At 63.6% G+C, this 15,432-nt stretch carries 13 protein-coding genes, 1 other RNA gene and 1 pseudogene; 7 read left to right on the top strand and 8 right to left on the bottom strand.

Going from position 1 to position 15,432, the window contains the following annotated elements:
* Nucleotides 1-109: 109 nt before the first annotated feature.
* The 4 genes from RHIBR816_RS0105540 to RHIBR816_RS0105555 all read right to left on the bottom strand — a co-directional run bounded on the left by RHIBR816_RS0105540 (nt 110) and on the right by RHIBR816_RS0105555 (nt 6,226).
* On the bottom strand, nt 110-3,286 hold the full coding sequence (locus RHIBR816_RS0105540; protein ID WP_018235542.1) for an efflux RND transporter permease subunit: 3,177 nt from the start codon (nt 3,284-3,286) through the stop codon (nt 110-112).
* Nucleotides 3,283-4,440, bottom strand: coding sequence for an efflux RND transporter periplasmic adaptor subunit (locus RHIBR816_RS0105545; protein ID WP_018235543.1), 1,158 nt, complete (start codon nt 4,438-4,440; stop codon nt 3,283-3,285). Before RHIBR816_RS0105545 ends, RHIBR816_RS0105540 begins: the two co-directional genes overlap by 4 nt.
* Before the next feature lie 373 nt (nt 4,441-4,813).
* Nucleotides 4,814-5,638 (bottom strand): YmdB family metallophosphoesterase, encoded by an 825-nt coding sequence (locus RHIBR816_RS0105550; RefSeq protein ID WP_026186676.1) that lies wholly within the window; start codon nt 5,636-5,638, stop codon nt 4,814-4,816.
* 15 nt (nt 5,639-5,653) lie between these two features.
* Complete coding sequence (locus tag RHIBR816_RS0105555) at nt 5,654-6,226, bottom strand: 5-formyltetrahydrofolate cyclo-ligase (RefSeq protein WP_018235545.1); 573 nt, start codon at nt 6,224-6,226, stop codon at nt 5,654-5,656.
* Between the two features lie 271 nt (nt 6,227-6,497).
* Here RHIBR816_RS0105555 and RHIBR816_RS0105560 point away from each other — a divergent pair, with 271 nt between their 5' ends.
* Entirely contained in the window at nt 6,498-6,707 is a 210-nt protein-coding gene (locus tag RHIBR816_RS0105560) for a hypothetical protein (protein ID WP_018235546.1), read from the top strand.
* Here the strand turns inward: RHIBR816_RS0105560 and RHIBR816_RS33720 are convergent.
* Nucleotides 6,702-7,010: a hypothetical protein gene (locus RHIBR816_RS33720; RefSeq protein WP_018235547.1), complete on the bottom strand. Its 309-nt coding sequence runs from the start codon at nt 7,008-7,010 to the stop codon at nt 6,702-6,704. The two genes, RHIBR816_RS0105560 and RHIBR816_RS33720, sit on opposite strands and share 6 nt — an antisense overlap.
* On the opposite strand from RHIBR816_RS33720, the pseudogene RHIBR816_RS0105570 reads away from it, so the two are divergent.
* Nucleotides 7,000-7,897: pseudogene (locus RHIBR816_RS0105570) on the top strand (LysR family transcriptional regulator). The gene RHIBR816_RS33720 and the pseudogene RHIBR816_RS0105570 sit on opposite strands and share 11 nt — an antisense overlap.
* Nucleotides 7,898-7,906: 9 nt before the next feature.
* Here the strand turns inward: RHIBR816_RS0105570 and ssrS are convergent.
* The 3 genes from ssrS to RHIBR816_RS0105580 form a co-directional block, all read right to left on the bottom strand.
* A non-coding RNA gene (gene ssrS, locus RHIBR816_RS35625) (6S RNA) lies at nt 7,907-8,065 on the bottom strand.
* Nucleotides 8,066-8,159: 94 nt separating this feature from the next.
* Nucleotides 8,160-8,537 (bottom strand): cell division protein ZapA, encoded by a 378-nt coding sequence (locus tag RHIBR816_RS0105575; RefSeq protein ID WP_018235549.1) that lies wholly within the window; start codon nt 8,535-8,537, stop codon nt 8,160-8,162.
* A gap of 12 nt (nt 8,538-8,549) precedes the next feature.
* Complete coding sequence (locus tag RHIBR816_RS0105580; RefSeq protein WP_018235550.1) at nt 8,550-8,819, bottom strand: DUF4164 domain-containing protein; 270 nt, start codon at nt 8,817-8,819, stop codon at nt 8,550-8,552.
* Between the two features lie 417 nt (nt 8,820-9,236).
* Between RHIBR816_RS0105580 and tkt the strand changes: the two genes are divergently transcribed.
* The 5 genes from tkt (at nt 9,237) to RHIBR816_RS0105605 (ending at nt 15,359) form a co-directional block, all read left to right on the top strand.
* Complete coding sequence (gene tkt, locus RHIBR816_RS0105585; RefSeq protein ID WP_018235551.1) at nt 9,237-11,213, top strand: transketolase; 1,977 nt, start codon at nt 9,237-9,239, stop codon at nt 11,211-11,213.
* Nucleotides 11,214-11,284: 71 nt separating this feature from the next.
* A complete protein-coding gene (gene gap, locus RHIBR816_RS0105590; RefSeq protein WP_018235552.1) occupies nt 11,285-12,295 on the top strand; it encodes a type I glyceraldehyde-3-phosphate dehydrogenase in 1,011 nt (336 codons plus the stop codon).
* Between the two features lie 5 nt (nt 12,296-12,300).
* Nucleotides 12,301-12,891 carry a putative glycolipid-binding domain-containing protein gene (locus tag RHIBR816_RS0105595; RefSeq protein WP_018235553.1) on the top strand — a complete coding sequence of 197 codons (591 nt, stop codon included), beginning with the start codon at nt 12,301-12,303 and terminating at the stop codon, nt 12,889-12,891.
* Complete coding sequence (gene pgk, locus RHIBR816_RS0105600; protein ID WP_018235554.1) at nt 12,891-14,090, top strand: phosphoglycerate kinase; 1,200 nt, start codon at nt 12,891-12,893, stop codon at nt 14,088-14,090. Before RHIBR816_RS0105595 ends, pgk begins: the two co-directional genes overlap by 1 nt.
* Nucleotides 14,091-14,333: 243 nt before the next feature.
* Complete coding sequence (locus RHIBR816_RS0105605) at nt 14,334-15,359, top strand: class I fructose-bisphosphate aldolase (RefSeq protein WP_018235555.1); 1,026 nt, start codon at nt 14,334-14,336, stop codon at nt 15,357-15,359.
* The last annotated feature ends 73 nt before the right edge of the window (nt 15,360-15,432 follow it).

A 15,432-nucleotide genomic window follows, 5' to 3' on the forward strand; every position in this document is an offset into this window, starting at 1 on the left:
CACCTCTCACGCTTTTCAGCGCCGTGCAGGATCATTCAAGCATGCGGCTCCGTCCACTTACAAAGGACCGCCATCCGCTCACAATCGCGTCATCGCAGCAGCACTCGCGTCATTCCGCCGGCGCGCCCGCCGTCTCCGGCACCGGCGCACGCTTGCGGCGCAAGGACCGCAGCGTCACGTAGAAGACCGGGGTGAGGAACAGGCCGAGGAACGTGACGCCCAGCATGCCGGAAAAGACCGCCGTGCCGAGCGACTGGCGCATTTCGGCACCGGGACCGGTCGCGATGACCAAAGGAACGACGCCGAGGATGAAGGCAAAGGCCGTCATCAGGATCGGACGCAGCCGGAGCCGGCTCGCCTCGATCGCCGCCTCTATCGGCGTCTTGCCCTCCTCCTCGCCCTGGCGCGCGAATTCGACGATCAGGATCGCGTTTTTCGCGGCAAGTCCGATCAGCACGATGAGGCCGATCTGGGTCAGCACGTTGTTGTCCATTCCCCGGAGCGAAACGCCGATAAGGGCGGCGAGAACGGCGAGCGGCACGATCAGGATGATCGCCAGCGGCATCACCCAGCTCTCATATTGCGCGGCAAGCGCCAGGAAGACGAAGATCACCGACAGGGCGAAAATGAAGACAGCGGTATTGCCGGTCTGGCGCTCCTGAAAGGCCAGCTCGGTCCACTCGAAGGTCGTGCCCTGCGGCAGGATCTGCGCCGCAAGCGCCTCCATCTTGTCGAGCGCCGTGCCGGTCGAGACCCCCGGCGCCGGATTGCCCTGCACAGGCACGGAGACATACATGTTGTAGCGCTGCACCAGTGCGGGGCCGCTCGTGTCGCGGATCTCCACGAGCGTGCCGAGCGGCACGAGTGCACCCGAGGCGGACCGCACCTTCAGGGCAAGGATATCGTCGCGTTCCACGCGATATTGCTGGTCGGCCTGGGCACGGACCTGGTAGACGCGGCCAAACGCGTTGAAATCATTGACGTAGGATGTCCCGAGATTGATCGACAGCGTCTCGAAGATGTTGGGGATCGGCACGTTCAGCGCCTGCGCCTTGTCGCGGTCGATCGCCAGGAAGAATTGCGGGCTCGAGGCCGAGAAGGTCGTGAAGACCCCGACCAACTCCTTGGTCTGGTTGGCCGCGCCCATCATCTGAAAGGCGAGCCCCAGCACGCGGCGCATGTCGGCGCTCTGGCGGTCCATGATCTGCATCTTGAAGCCGCCGGAATTGCCGATGCCGCGAACCGACGGCGGCGGCACCGCGATGATGAACGCCTCCTGGATGCCCTGCATCGCGCCGAAGATCTGGCCGATGATCTGCGTGGCGCTTTGGCCGTGTTCGAGCCGTTCCTCGAAACTGTCGAAGGGCGTGAAGATAACGCCGGAGTTCGAGGCGTTGGTAAAGGTCGCGCCGTTGAAGCCGGCAAAGGCGACGGCATCCCTTACGCCCGGGACTTCCCGGATCATCGCCGATGCGCGCTGGACGACGGCGTCGGTCCGCTCGAGCGCGGCGCCGTCGGGAAGCTGGATGACGACGATCGCATAGCCCTGGTCCATCGTCGGTATGAAACCGCGCGGCACGACCTGCGCCATGTACCAGGTCGCCCCGAGCAGGGCGACGAAGACGAGGAGAGCCGCCACAAGCGCCAGCCGGGTCGCGACAAGGCGGCGCACCACCCAGCCATAGCCTTCGGCCATCCGGTCGAAGCCGTTATTGAAGCCATTGGCGAGGCCACGGCCGAAACGCGTGACCGGATTGCGGCTCTCCTGCTCGTGATCCTCATGCGGGCGCAGCAGGATGGCCGCGAGCGCCGGCGACAGGGTCAGCGAATTGACGGCGGAGATCACCGTCGCGACCGCGATCGTCACGGCGAATTGCAGGTAGAATTGACCGGCGATACCCGGAATGAAGGCGGTCGGCACGAAGACGGCGGTCAAGACGAGCGAGATGGCGACGACCGCCGCGCCGACCTCGTCCATGGTCACATGCGCCGCCTCGCGGGGCGTCATGCCGCGCGCCAGGTTGCGTTCGACATTCTCGACGACGACGATCGCATCGTCGACGACGATGCCGATCGCCAGCACCAGGCCGAAAAGGGTCAGCATGTTGAGCGAGAAGCCGAAGGCGAAGAGCAAGGCGAATGTGCCGATCAGCGAGACCGGAATCGCGACGATCGGAATGATCGCAGTGCGCCAGGACTGGAGGAAGATGATGACCACCAGCGCGACGAGGAGCACCGCCTCGCCGATCGTCGTGTACACCTCGTCGATCGATTCCGAGATGAATTCGGTCGGGTTGTAGATGATCCGGTATTCAAGTCCCTCGGGGAAATCCTTCGAAAGGTCGGCCATCGTCGCCTGGATCGCGTCCGCCGCCGCCAGCGCATTGGTACCGGGGCGCGAGAAGATGCCGAGCGCAACGGCCGGGCTGCCGTTCAGGTAGCTGTTGGTGACATATTCGCGCGCGCCGAGCTCGACGCGGGCGACGTCCTGCAACTGCACGAGCCTGCCATCCTCGGTCGCCTTGACGATTACATAGCGGAACTGTCGCGCGTCGCTGAAGCGGCCGTCGGTGGTGACGGTGTATTGAAAGGCACTGTCGCCCGACATCGGCGGGCCACCGATCGAGCCGCCGGAGACCTGGACGTTCTGCTGGCGCAGCGCCTCGACGACGTCGCCTGACGTCATGCCATAGGCGGAGAGCTTCTGCGGGTCGAGCCAGACACGCAGCGCATATTCGCGCTCGCCGAAGAGGATGACGTCGCCGACGCCGTCGAGCCGGACGAGAAGGTCGCGAATGCGCGAGCGGGCATAGTTGGAGACGTAGAGCTGATCGTAGCGGTCGTTCGGCGAAAGCAGGTGAACGACCATCATCAGGTCCGGCGAGCTCTTGGTGGTGGTGACGCCGATGCGCCGCACGTCCTCCGGCAAGCGGGGCTCGGCGATCGAGACGCGGTTCTGCACCAGCACCTGTGCCTCGTCGAGGTCGGTGCCGAGCTTGAAGGTGATCGTCAGCGACATCGAGCCGTCGGCGGTCGAATAGGAGGACATGTAGAGCATGTTCTCGACGCCGTTGATTTCCTGCTCGAGCGGGGTGGCGACCGTATTGGCGACGGTCTCCGCATCCGCGCCCGGATAGGACGCCCTGACGACGATGGTAGGCGGCGCGATTTCCGGATATTGCGCCACCGGCAGCTGGAAATAGGCAATGCCGCCGACGATCAAGAGAACGATCGACAGCACCGAAGCAAAGATCGGCCGGTCGACGAAGAAGTGCGCAAACCTCATTGGGCATTCTCCGCCGCTTGCGCTGCCTCCTGCGGCAGCACCACGAGTTCCGGCTTCACCTTGGCGCCCGGCCGTGCGCGCATGATCCCGTTGACGACGATCGTCTCGTCGCCGGTCAATCCGCTGCGGATGACCCGATAGCCGTGCAGCCGCGGTCCGAGGCGCACGGCTTTCGTCGCAACGCTTCCGTCCTCGGCGACCACATAGACGACACGTTCGTTCTGATCGGCGGCGATGGCCTCGTCGGGAACGAGGATCGCCCTGTAGGTATTGGAGCCTTCGACCTCGACCCGCCCGAAAAGCCCCGGCTGCAGAATGAAGTTGGGATTGGGGAAACGGGCGCGCAGGCGCATCGTGCCCGTCTGATTGTCGACCCGGTTCTCGGAGAAGTCGAGCTTTCCCTCGAAGGGTGGTTCGGTGGCGTCGGCGATCGTCACCAGCACCGAGAGCGCGCCGGCACCTTCCTGCAGCGCGCTGCCGCGTTCGCGGGCGGTGCGCGCATATGAGAGGAGACGCCGCTCGTCGACGTCGAAATAGAAATCGATCGGATCGAGCGAGACGATCGTGGTCAACACCGTCTCGTCCGGCTGGACGAGATTGCCGGGCGAAAGCCATCGCCGATCGACGCGGCCGCTGAGCGGCGCGGTGATCGTGGTGTATTCGAGATCGAGCCTGGCACGATCGACGGCCGCCTCTGCGCCGCGCATATTCGCCTGCGCAGCGAGCAGCGCACGTCGGTCGTCATCGAGCTTGGATACCGAAAGCGTGCCGGTGCCGGCCAGCGACTCGGTTCGCTTGAACTGCGCTTCGGCGAAGGCGAGCGTCGACTGTGCCGAGGCGAGCGACGCCTCCGCCTGGGAAAGAGCCAGGTGGAATGGGCGCTGGTCGATGACGAACAGCTTATCGCCCTTCTTCACCAACGCGCCGTCGGTAAAGAACACCTGGTCCAGATAGCCGCCGACGCGAGAACGGACCGAAACCTCGTCCACCGCCGCGAACCGGCCGATAAACTCGTCGGCATCGATAACGTCCCGCACGACCGGCTTGGCAACGGTCACCGCAGGCAGCTGCGCATCCTGCGCCGCCGCCGGTACGGACATCAGAAGGGAGATGGAAACACCGACGATTGCCGGCAGACGCCACTTTCGCAACATGCACGCTCTCCAGGCACTTGAACTTCGAGATCGCCGGGCGCGGGTTGGATGGATCCAGTTGCCGTGGCGACATTTTCGAACCGGGGGCAATTTGCCCGCGGGTGGCGCCAGAGCGGAGAAGAGGCAAAGAGTGCATGCGATTACCCGCATGCATTTCGCTCGGGCTTCTAGATCGACATGGAAATTTGCAAGTAGCGGCCGTTCGGTACGGCCCTGATTTTGCGCGCTAACCTGCCACCATTTTCAAAGCCTGTCACTGAAAAAAGCATCCCGCCGTGGCGGCAGAAGACTGCGGCCGCTTCGGGCTGGAGTTATGGCAATTGGGACCGCCGGTCGGGTCCGCTGTCTGCCGGGAAATTCGACCGAAGACGCCCTACGCCCAGAATTCCGGGATCGTTTCGCCGAGCCGCGGGCCGAGGCGGAGCGGCGCGATCTTTTCGGCAAGGCCCGTCCGGTCGGAGATCTCCACGCCGACGCCGCAGATCGTGGCGGGACCGGAGGCCGCCTCGAAGCGGCCCTTCGGCATCTTCGAGATGAAACGGTTGAGCGGCTCTTCCTTGTCCATGCCGAGCGAAGAATCATAATCGCCGCACATGCCGGCGTCGCTGAGATAGCCGGTGCCGCCGTTCAGGATCTGGTGATCGGCAGTCGGCACATGGGTGTGCGTGCCGACCACGAGGCTGGCGCGCCCGTCGACGAAGTGGCCGAAGCACTGCTTCTCGCTCGTCGCCTCGGCGTGGAAGTCGAAGACGACGGCATCGGCCTGTTCGCCGAGCGGGCAGGCTTCGAGGATCGCCTCGGCGCAGGTGAAGGGGTCGTCGAGCTCCGGATGCATGAACACCCGGCCCATGACATTGGCCACCAGGACGCGGGCGCCATTGCGGGCAAAGAACAGGTTGGAGCCGCGGCCCGGCGTGCCGGCCGGATAGTTAGCCGGTCGCAGAAACTGGTCATGCCGCTCGCAGAACACGACAGCTTCCTTCTGGTCCCAGACATGGTTGCCGGTCGTCACCACGTCGGCACCGGCGCTGATCGTTTCGAGGAAGATATCCTCGGTGATGCCGAAGCCGCCGGCGGCGTTCTCGCCGTTGACGACGACAAAGTCGAGCTTGAGATCGCTTACCAATCCCGGGAGGCGCTCCCAGACCGCCGTGCGGCCCGTCTTGCCAACCATATCTCCCAGAAACAGAAGTCGCATGCCGTTCAATCCCGCTCAAAAATGTCGAAAGCCGGTTTCCGTCAACACGGCGTCCAGTGGCACGTCGTGCGGCTCCGCCGGCACTGATGCCACTTCCTGGCAGTCGAATGCAATCCCGATCAGGCGCGGCGCGTGGCCCTTGAGGCGCAGCCGGTCGATCGCACGGTCATAATAACCGGCACCGTAGCCGATGCGATGGCCGACAGCATCGAAAGCGGACAGCGGCACCAGCATGATATCCGGATCGAGCTCCGGTGCGGCCGGTCCGGGACCCGTCGTCCCGAAGCCGGTCTCGACGACCGCCACGCCATCGGCGAGTTCGCGGAAGACGATGGTCTTCTTGTCAAGGATCACCGGCAGGCACAATCTCGCACCGCGGTCCCTGAGCCGTACCATCAGCGGCCGGATGTCCGCCTCCGAACGGATCGGCCAGAAACCCGAAACGACATGGCCGGGATCAAGCGCGATGATGTCGCCGGCATGATCCGCCATGGCGAGGCTCGCCTCGATCCGTGCCTCCGCCGGCATGGCGTCGCGCATGGCCAGACGCTCGTTCCTCAACGCGGCCTTCAAGTCTTTCGGTGACATCAGGCGTCCCTTTCCGGCAAACCGTTCGCAACAGGCAACGAGGTAGTGCAGATCTCGGGCAAACTGAACCCGTGTCCCCGTCGCTTTTGCAACATTTCGCGACAGTCCTCCACCCTTCCCATATCGAAACAGTATTAACCGGATTTTTACCCTTTGCCGCGGTTCAGCTTCGCGCGATGCGCTCCGCATGCAATGAGCTACATGATTTCAAATGATTGGAAGGGCTGTCACCCGGCGATCTGCCGGAGGCTCCGAAGGATAGGGCGTGTCCATGACGGACAGGATCGACCAGCTCGGCCCCCTTGAACTGCGCTGCCTCACCCTTGCGGCCCGCGGCCGGGCGCGCCTGGACATAATGCGTGAAACCGACATTCCCCTGGAACGGATCGACCAGGCCCTGGAAGAGGCAATACGCAAGCTGCAGGCGAACAATCTTGCGGAAGCGGTGTTCCGCGCTGCCAGGCTCGATCTGATCTCATAGCATCCAGTGCGAATGCCGGATCGGATCCGGCCACCAGCCGGTCATCGGACGCTCGATGTCGGCCAAGCCGGCATCGTCGATGAGATGCGGATCGCCCCGGTCGATGACGAGCGCCCAATAGGCCTCGATCACGCGGCGCAGTCGGAAATGTTCGACGGCCGTCTTCAGCGGAGAGGACTGTCGGGCGTTTGGAGATGCAGGCACAACCAGGACAGGCATGACGGAGGCCTCGAGAAGGATCAGATATTCGATCTTCCGCCCTTCGTTGACATGAGACAAACGAATTGCGAACATGACTATCATCAGATTTTCTTATGACGACCATGTCCCTTCCGCTCGACAGTGATTTGCTCAGAACCTTTCTCGCGGTTGCCGATACCGGCAACCTGACACGGGCTGCCGACGCGGTCCGGCGCACGCAGTCGGCCGTCAGCATGCAGATGAAGAAACTCGAGGAACTTCTCGGCTTCGCGCTGTTCGAGCGTCATTCCCGCGGCGTCGTGCTGACGGCGCAGGGCCGCCGCCTTGTCGACAATGCGCGGCGGATCGTAGCGCTGCTCGACGACACGGCGGCGGCCCTTCGCCAGCCTGCCCTGGACGGCTCCGTCCGCATCGGAATATCGGAGGAGTACATCAACTCCACCCTGCCGAAAGCACTTGGCGCTTTCGCCGCAACCCACCCGAACGTCGAAGTCACGGTGCAGCAGGGGCATTCCATGTCCAACCTGACATCGCTCGAGGCCGGCGAGATCGACATCGCCGTCGTGTTCGAGCCGGGGGGCCGAACCCGGAACGAAGTCCTGATGGTGGATCCCACCGTCTGGGCCAGTTCCGACCAGCAAGGTCCATACGAGCGGCGACCGGTGCCGATCGCTACCTATACTTATTACGAAGGCGGGTGGTGCGACGATCTCGCCATGCGCAGCCTGAAGAAGCGGGGCATAGAGAGCCGCGTCGCCTATGTCAGCCGCACCAGTAGCGGCCTGGTTGCCGCGGTCGCTTCAGGTCTCGCCATCGCTCCGATGTCGCGCAGCGCCATACCCGCAGGCTGCCGCGAACTGACCGAAGACGACGGTTTCGGCATCATCGACATTTCGAACGTCGTCCTGCGTACACGGCCGGATCATCGCTCCCCGACGATCGACGCGATGGCCGACGCCATTCGCCGAGCCTTTCGGGGGAACGACTGAAAGGAAGGAGTGCGATCCACGGCGACCGATGGATAGTTTACGATCCCGGGTGCCTACAAAGTAGGTGGGCACCGTGTGTCCGGACCCACGAGTCCGGACAGGGACAGTTCCCTTGAGATCGTGTATGGCCCCGGGGATTGTGGTTCCTGTCGGGAAGCGCAGACCGCCGGGCAGATATAGAACGTCTTGACCGTTTTCGCCAGAGCGGGTGCCGCGGAAAACGTGCTCGGATCGACAATTCGAAGTCGGAGGGCAGACAAGCTCAATTCGCCGGGGGGACCGGCCGGCCGTTGAGCTTGGCGGTGATCTCTTGGATCTGTGCCGTGACCTCCGTCAAGGCGGTGGCAAGCGCGTCCTCGCTTCTCGCCTGGTCGGAAAGGTTCGTGTCACGACTGTTTTTCAGGTTGCCGACCTCGGCCTCGAGGTTCTTCAGCCGCCGATTGACCTCGCTCAGTTCGTCCATGACCATGATGCCCGCCATCACGGTCAGCCTGAGGTCGCCGATTTCGCCGAACTGTCCCTTGAGATGGCCGACATATTGATCGAACCGGGCGGCGAGGTCGCTCAGGTGATCCTCCTGCCCTTCCTCGCAGGCCATGCGGTAGGCCTTGCCGTCGATCGTCACCGTCACCTGTGCCATGCTTCAAGAACCTCAGCGATCCAGCACTGCCCGAATGGTTTCCATCGCCGTCACCAGACGACGGGATACCTCGCGATTGACCTCTTCCAGTCGATTGGCCCGGAACTGCGATTGGTCGAGTTCCTGCGCCAGCCGCGACCGATCCGTATTGACCCGGCGCACTTCGCCCTCGAATTCGCTCACGTCCTTTTCCTTGTCAAAGCGGCCGTCGATTGCGATTTCAAGGGACTGAATCGCGTTTCGCAATTCCTCGATCGCCGCATTGACCGTCTTTGCAGGCATCTCTTTCGAAACCTCTCCAGAGGGGGTGAGCAGGCACGGACGCCTTCTCATTGCCCTAAACAAAGTGGCAGGGTCGGCCAGCGCCCATGGCCCGAACCTCTTGCCCCACGCTCCGAATCGACCGGATGTCCGGCCGTCTCGGATCACCCTTTTTAAACCCATTCCATAAGTCTCAACAATGGCGGCTTCGCCAATTGCACCCTGCAAGCTGTGGATCGCCGATTTTATCTGCCGGTGATATGCTTGCGGCGCGATCGGGCGGTTCAGGCAAGATCGCAAAAAGGTCGCCGCCACCGGGGGCGGAAGGCCTGTATTTGTTGACTCGGGCGGCGCACCTGCTATGTGTTCGGCCGCTTCTCACACGGTCTTTGGAGGATAGAGGCCGTCCCCTGACCACCGAACTCAAACGGAAAAGTCATGATCTCTCGCGAAAAACACGACCGGATGGCGAATGCAATCCGTTTCCTCTCCATGGACGCCGTCGAGAAGGCAAATTCCGGCCACCCGGGCCTCCCGATGGGTGCGGCCGACATAGCAACCGTTCTCTTCACCCGCTACCTGAGCTTTGATCCGAAGAACCCCGCCTGGCCGAACCGTGACCGTTTCGTGCTGTCGGCCGGCCACGGTTCGATGCTGCTCTATTCGCTGCTTTATCTCACCGGTTACGAAGACATCACGATCGACGAGATCAAGAATTTCCGCCAGCTCGGCTCGCGGACTGCAGGCCATCCGGAATACGGCCATGCCGCCGGCATCGAGACGACGACCGGACCGCTCGGCCAGGGCATTGCCAATGCCGTCGGCATGGCGCTCGCCGAGCGCAAGCTGCGCGACGAGTTCGGCAGCGACCTCATCGAACACTATACCTATGTGATCGCCGGCGACGGCTGCCTGATGGAAGGCATCAGCCAGGAAGCGATCGCGCTTGCCGGCCATCTGAAGCTCAACAAGCTCATCGTCTTCTGGGACGACAACAACATCTCCATCGACGGCCCGATTTCGATCGCCGACTCGACGGACCAGCACGCCCGCTTCCGCGCCTCCAAGTGGCACACGATCGCCGTCGACGGCCATGATCCGGAAGCGATCGCCGCCGCGATCGAGGAAGCGCAGAAGTCCGACAAGCCGACGATGATCGCCTGCAAGACCGTCATCGGTTTCGGTGCCCCGAACAAGGCAGGCACCCACAAGGTGCACGGTTCGCCGCTTGGCGCCGAGGAAATCGCCGCCACCCGCAAGGCGCTCGGCTGGGAGGCGGAGGCCTTCACCGTTCCCTCCGACGTGCTCGACGCCTGGCGCGGCGCCGGCGCGCGTTCGGTCGAAACCCGCAAGGCATGGGAAGCGCGGCTCGCGGGCGCCGAGACGAAGGCGGAGTTCGTCCGCCGCTTCTCCGGCGAGCTCGAAGCGAGCCTTGCCCCGGCAATCAGTGCCTACAAGCAGAAGCTCGCGGAAACCAAGCCGTCGCCGGCCACCCGCAAGGCTTCCGAGGACGCACTTGAAGTCATCAACGGCGTGCTCAACGAGACGATCGGCGGTTCGGCCGACCTGACCGGCTCCAACAACACCAAGACGAGCCAGACCCATTCGATCACGCCGGACAATTTTGCCGGCCGTTACGTCCACTACGGCGTGCGCGAACACGGCATGGCCGCCGCCATGAACGGCATGGCGCTGCATGGCGGCTTGATCCCCTATTCCGGCGGCTTCCTGATCTTCTCGGACTATTGCCGTCCGTCGATCCGCCTAGCCGCGCTGATGGGCATCCGCGTCATCCACGTGCTGACCCACGATTCCATCGGTCTCGGCGAGGACGGCCCGACGCACCAGCCGGTCGAGCACCTGGCCTCGCTGCGCGCCATCCCCAACCTCCTGGTGTTCCGCCCGGCCGACGCGACGGAAACGGCGGAGTGCTGGCAGCTTGCACTCGAAAGCCGCAATCGCCCGTCCGCCATCGCGCTCACGCGCCAGAACCTGATGGCGGTGCGCACGGAATACAAGGAAGAGAACCTCTGCGCGCGCGGCGCCTATGACCTGATCCCCGCGAGCGACGCGAAGGTGACGCTCTTCGCCACCGGCTCGGAAATCGAAATCGCCGTCAAGGCGAGCCAGGCGCTGCAGGAGAAGGGCATTTCGACGCGTGTCGTATCCGTGCCCTGCATCGAGCTTTTCGCCGAGCAGAGCGACGACTATCGGCGCGCGATCATCGGCAACTCGCCGGTCAAGATCGCCATCGAGGCCGGCGTCCGCCAGGGTTGGGATCATATTATCGGCAGCAACGGCGTCTTCGTCGGCATGTCGAGTTTCGGCGCGTCCGGTCCCTACAAGGAACTCTACAAGCATTTCGGCATCACGCCGGAAGCGGTGGTCGCCGCCGCGGAAGCAAAACTGTCCTGATCTAGCCGGGGGGCAGCCCTGCGGCGCCCTCCATTCGTTACCCACGCCATCCTGATAGGGAGAGACCCGACATGACAGTGAAAGTCGCCATCAATGGTTTCGGTCGCATCGGCCGCAACGTCCTTCGCGCCATCGTCGAATCCGGCCGCACGGATATCGAAGTCGTCGCGATCAACGACCTTGGCCCGGTCGAGACCAACGCCCACCTGCTGCGCTTCGACTCCATCCACGGCCGCTTCCCGGCCGACGTGAAGGTCAACGGTGACGCGATCATCATCAACAACGGCAAGCCGATCAAGGTCACCGCCATCCGCAACCCGGCCGAACTGCCGCACAAGGAGCTCGGCGTCGACATCGCGATGGAATGCACCGGCATCTTCACCGCCCGCGACAAGGCAGCCGCCCATCTCGAAGCCGGCGCCAAGCGCGTCATCGTCTCGGCACCGGCCGACGGCGCCGACCTGACCGTCGTCTACGGCGTCAACCATGACAAGCTGACGAAGGACCACCTCGTCATCTCCAACGCATCCTGCACGACCAACTGCCTGGCACCGGTCGCCAAGGTGCTGAACGACGCCATCGGCATCGACCACGGCATGATGACGACGATCCACTCCTATACGAACGACCAGCCGTCGCTCGACCAGATGCACAAGGATCTCTACCGCGCCCGTGCCGCGGCGCTGTCGATGATCCCGACCTCGACCGGCGCTGCCAAGGCCGTCGGCCTCGTGCTGCCGGAGCTCAAGGGTAAGCTCGACGGCTTCGCCATGCGCGTGCCGACCCCGAACGTCTCCGTCGTCGACCTCAAGTTCGTCGCCAAGCGCGACACGACCAAGGAAGAGATCAACGCGGCGATCAAGGCTGCCGCCGACGGCCCGCTCAAGGGCATTCTCGGCTACACGCTCGCCCCGAACGTCTCGATCGACTTCAACCATGATCCGCATTCCTCGGTCTTCCACATGGACCAGACCAAGGTGATGGAAGGCAAGTTCGTGTCCATTCTCACCTGGTACGACAACGAGTGGGGCTTCTCGAACCGCATGTCAGATACGGCGGTCGCCCTGAGCAAGCTGCTCTAAGACCGATGTTCCGGGCCCTTTCCTCAACGACGGTGCGCTGGCGTCCGCTCGAGGGGGAAGGGCTCGAACATCTGACGCTGACGCAAACCGAAACAGCTGACGGCGCGGTTATCCGCGCCGTCAGCGTTCTGATCGGCAACCGCGGCGGCGCGTCCTATGGCGTGCGCTACCGGATCGATTGCGACGAGACATGGCAGGTTCGGAAGTTGATGGTCGACACGACGGACGGCCGAAGCTTGCATCTGCGCTCCGATCACCCGGGGCAATGGGCGACGGCGCGAGGCGCTGCCCTCCCCGAGTTCGACGGCTGCATCGACATCGACCTCGCCGGCACGCCCTTCACCAACACGCTTCCGATCCGACGCCTGGGGCTCGATCGCCGCTCGGGCACCGTCAGGCTCAAGATGCTCTACGTGCCGTTCGACACATTCGAGCCCGTCGTGGACGGTCAGCACTACACCTGCCTCGATGAGTTCAAGCTCTATCGCTACGCGGCCGAGGATCGCAGCTTCACCGCCGACCTGCCTGTCGACGAGGACGGCCTCGTCATCGACTATCCCACCCTCTTTCAGAGACTATCACTGGAGACGAACTGATGACTTTCAAGACCCTTGACGATCTGACCGACATCGCCGGCAAACGCGTGCTGGTGCGCGTCGATCTCAATGTTCCGGTCAAGGACGGCCAGGTGACCGACACCACCCGCATCGAGCGCGTCGTGCCGACCATCCGCGAGCTCTCCGAAAAGGGCGCCAAGGTCATTCTCCTTGCCCATTTCGGCCGCCCGAAGGGCGAGCCGGTCGCCGACATGTCGCTGAAGGCGATCGCCCCTGCCGTTGAGGAAATCCTCGACCAGCGCGTCCACTTCGCCGCCGACTGCATCGGCGACAAGGCCGCCAATGCGATTGCCGACATGAATGACGGCGACGTGCTGCTCCTTGAAAACACCCGCTTCCACAAGGGCGAGGAAAAGAACGATCCGGCCTTCGTCACCGCACTCGCCGCCAATGGCGACATTTATGTCAACGACGCTTTCTCCGCAGCGCACCGCGCCCATGCCTCGACCGAGGGCCTGGCGCATCATATGCCCGCTTTTGCCGGCCGCACCATGCAGGCCGAACTCGAGGCACTCGAAAAGGGGCTCGGCAATCCGAAGCGGCCGGTCGTGGCGATCGTCGGCGGCGCCAAGGTGTCGACCAAGATCGATCTTCTGCAGAACCTCGTGAAGAAGGTCGACGCGCTGGTCATCGGCGGCGGCATGGCCAACACCTTCCTGGCCGCGCAGGGCATCGATGTCGGCAAGTCGCTCTGCGAGCACGACCTCGCCGAGACGGCTAAGGCGATCGTCGCCGCGGCTTCCGCCGCCGGATGCGCCATCGTGCTGCCGGAAGACGGCGTGGTTGCCCGCGAATTCAAGGCAGGCGCCGACAACGAGATCGTCGACATCAAGGCGATACCCGCCGACGCGATGGTGCTCGACGTCGGGCCGAAATCCGTCACGGCCATCAACGACTGGATCTCGCGTGCCGAGACGCTTGTCTGGAACGGTCCGCTCGGCGCCTTCGAAATCGCCCCCTTCGACAAGGCGACGGTGGCTGCAGCCAAGCATGCGGCCGGCCGCACCCGTCAAGGCTCGCTCGTCTCGGTCGCCGGCGGCGGCGACACGGTTGCCGCGCTCAACCACGCCGAGGTCGCCGACGATTTCACCTATGTCTCGACCGCCGGCGGCGCCTTCCTCGAATGGATGGAAGGCAAGCCGCTGCCGGGCGTCGATATCCTGCGCCAGCAGAAGTAGGTGCATGCGCACCGACCCGGGCAAGCGCATAAGCCCGGGTCGGCGCTCTAAATAATTATGATATTTCAAACGATTAAATTTTTTTAAATCGTTTTAGTCGATTTTACTGCCATTTTCCCGCACAGTATCTTCTGTTATCGCGCCTGCGTTCGGCGGCGTGGAAGACGTGCTTTCGCGCCTTCAGACCGAGATTGTTTCATGTGCTGATCCGTTGGGATCGGCGCCCGTGTGTAGGAGAAAAAGATGAGCGAAAGACTGGAAGATATTGCGGTTGCCATGGTCGCCAACGGCCGGGGCCTGCTCGCCGCCGACGAGTCGACCGCAACGATCAAGAAGCGCTTCGACAGCATTGGGCTGGAATCCACGGAGGCCTCGCGCCGCGACTATCGCGAGATGCTGCTGCGCTCGGATGAAGCGATGCGCAACAATATCTCCGGCGTCATTCTCTATGAGGAAACCCTGTTCCAGAAGGCGGCCGACGGCACGCCGCTCGTCGATGTCATCAAGAATGCCGGGTCGATCCCCGGCATCAAGGTCGACACCGGCGCAAAGCCGCTGCCGCATTTCCCCAATGAGACGATCACCGAGGGCCTCGACGGCCTCGCCGCTCGCCTCGCCAAGTACTACGACGCCGGTGCCCGCTTCGCGAAATGGCGCGGCGTGATCGCCATCTCCGGCGCCCTGCCGAGCTTCGGCGCGGTCAAGGCCAATGCCCATGCGCTGGCCCGCTATGCGACGCTCTGCCAGGAGGCCAGGATCGTCCCGATCGTCGAGCCGGAAGTGCTGATGGACGGCGCCCCCGGCGACCATTCGATCGAACGCTCCGAGGAAGTAACCGAATGGGTACTTCGCACGGTTTTCGAAGAACTCGGCGACCTGCGGGTGAACCTCGAAGGTATGATCCTGAAGCCGAGCATGGTGATCGACGGCAAGAAGGCCCGCAAGGCTTCGGTCGAAGAGGTGGCCGAACGCACCATCAAGGTGCTGAAGCGCACCGTCCCGGCCGCCGTCCCCGGCATCGCCTTCCTGTCCGGCGGCCAGTCTACGGAAGAGGCGACGGCGCATCTTTCAGCGATGAACACGGCCCACGACCTGCCCTGGAAGCTGACCTTCTCCTATGGCCGCGCCCTGCAGCAGGAAGCGCTCAGCGCCTGGAACGGCAAGCCGGAGAATGTCGCCGCCGGCCAGCGCGCCTTCACGCACCGCGCCAAGATGTGCAGCCTCGCCGCCAAGGGCAGCTGGAAGAAGGACCTCGAAAAAGCCGCTTGAGGGGCATGAGCATCGGACCGAAAACGTGAAGCGGTTTTCGGATCAAGCGATGCCCAAGGAGCTATACAGGGGA

The sequence above is a fragment of the Ensifer sp. BR816 genome (assembly GCF_000378985.1).
Taxonomy (GTDB): domain Bacteria; phylum Pseudomonadota; class Alphaproteobacteria; order Rhizobiales; family Rhizobiaceae; genus Sinorhizobium.

Bases quoted from the DNA above. Each gene is read 5' to 3' on its own strand.
- RHIBR816_RS0105540 (WP_018235542.1), bottom strand. From the start codon at position 3,286: ATGAGGTTTGCGCACTTCTTCGTCGACCGGCCGATCTTTGCTTCGGTG.
- RHIBR816_RS0105545 (WP_018235543.1), bottom strand. From the start codon at position 4,440: ATGTTGCGAAAGTGGCGTCTGCCGGCAATCGTCGGTGTTTCCATCTCC.
- RHIBR816_RS0105550 (WP_026186676.1), bottom strand. From the start codon at position 5,638: ATGCGACTTCTGTTTCTGGGAGATATGGTTGGCAAGACGGGCCGCACG.
- RHIBR816_RS0105555 (WP_018235545.1), bottom strand. From the start codon at position 6,226: ATGTCACCGAAAGACTTGAAGGCCGCGTTGAGGAACGAGCGTCTGGCC.
- RHIBR816_RS0105560 (WP_018235546.1), top strand. From the start codon at position 6,498: ATGACGGACAGGATCGACCAGCTCGGCCCCCTTGAACTGCGCTGCCTC.
- RHIBR816_RS33720 (WP_018235547.1), bottom strand. From the start codon at position 7,010: ATGATAGTCATGTTCGCAATTCGTTTGTCTCATGTCAACGAAGGGCGG.
- RHIBR816_RS0105575 (WP_018235549.1), bottom strand. From the start codon at position 8,537: ATGGCACAGGTGACGGTGACGATCGACGGCAAGGCCTACCGCATGGCC.
- RHIBR816_RS0105580 (WP_018235550.1), bottom strand. From the start codon at position 8,819: ATGCCTGCAAAGACGGTCAATGCGGCGATCGAGGAATTGCGAAACGCG.
- tkt (WP_018235551.1), top strand. From the start codon at position 9,237: ATGATCTCTCGCGAAAAACACGACCGGATGGCGAATGCAATCCGTTTC.
- gap (WP_018235552.1), top strand. From the start codon at position 11,285: ATGACAGTGAAAGTCGCCATCAATGGTTTCGGTCGCATCGGCCGCAAC.
- RHIBR816_RS0105595 (WP_018235553.1), top strand. From the start codon at position 12,301: ATGTTCCGGGCCCTTTCCTCAACGACGGTGCGCTGGCGTCCGCTCGAG.
- pgk (WP_018235554.1), top strand. From the start codon at position 12,891: ATGACTTTCAAGACCCTTGACGATCTGACCGACATCGCCGGCAAACGC.
- RHIBR816_RS0105605 (WP_018235555.1), top strand. From the start codon at position 14,334: ATGAGCGAAAGACTGGAAGATATTGCGGTTGCCATGGTCGCCAACGGC.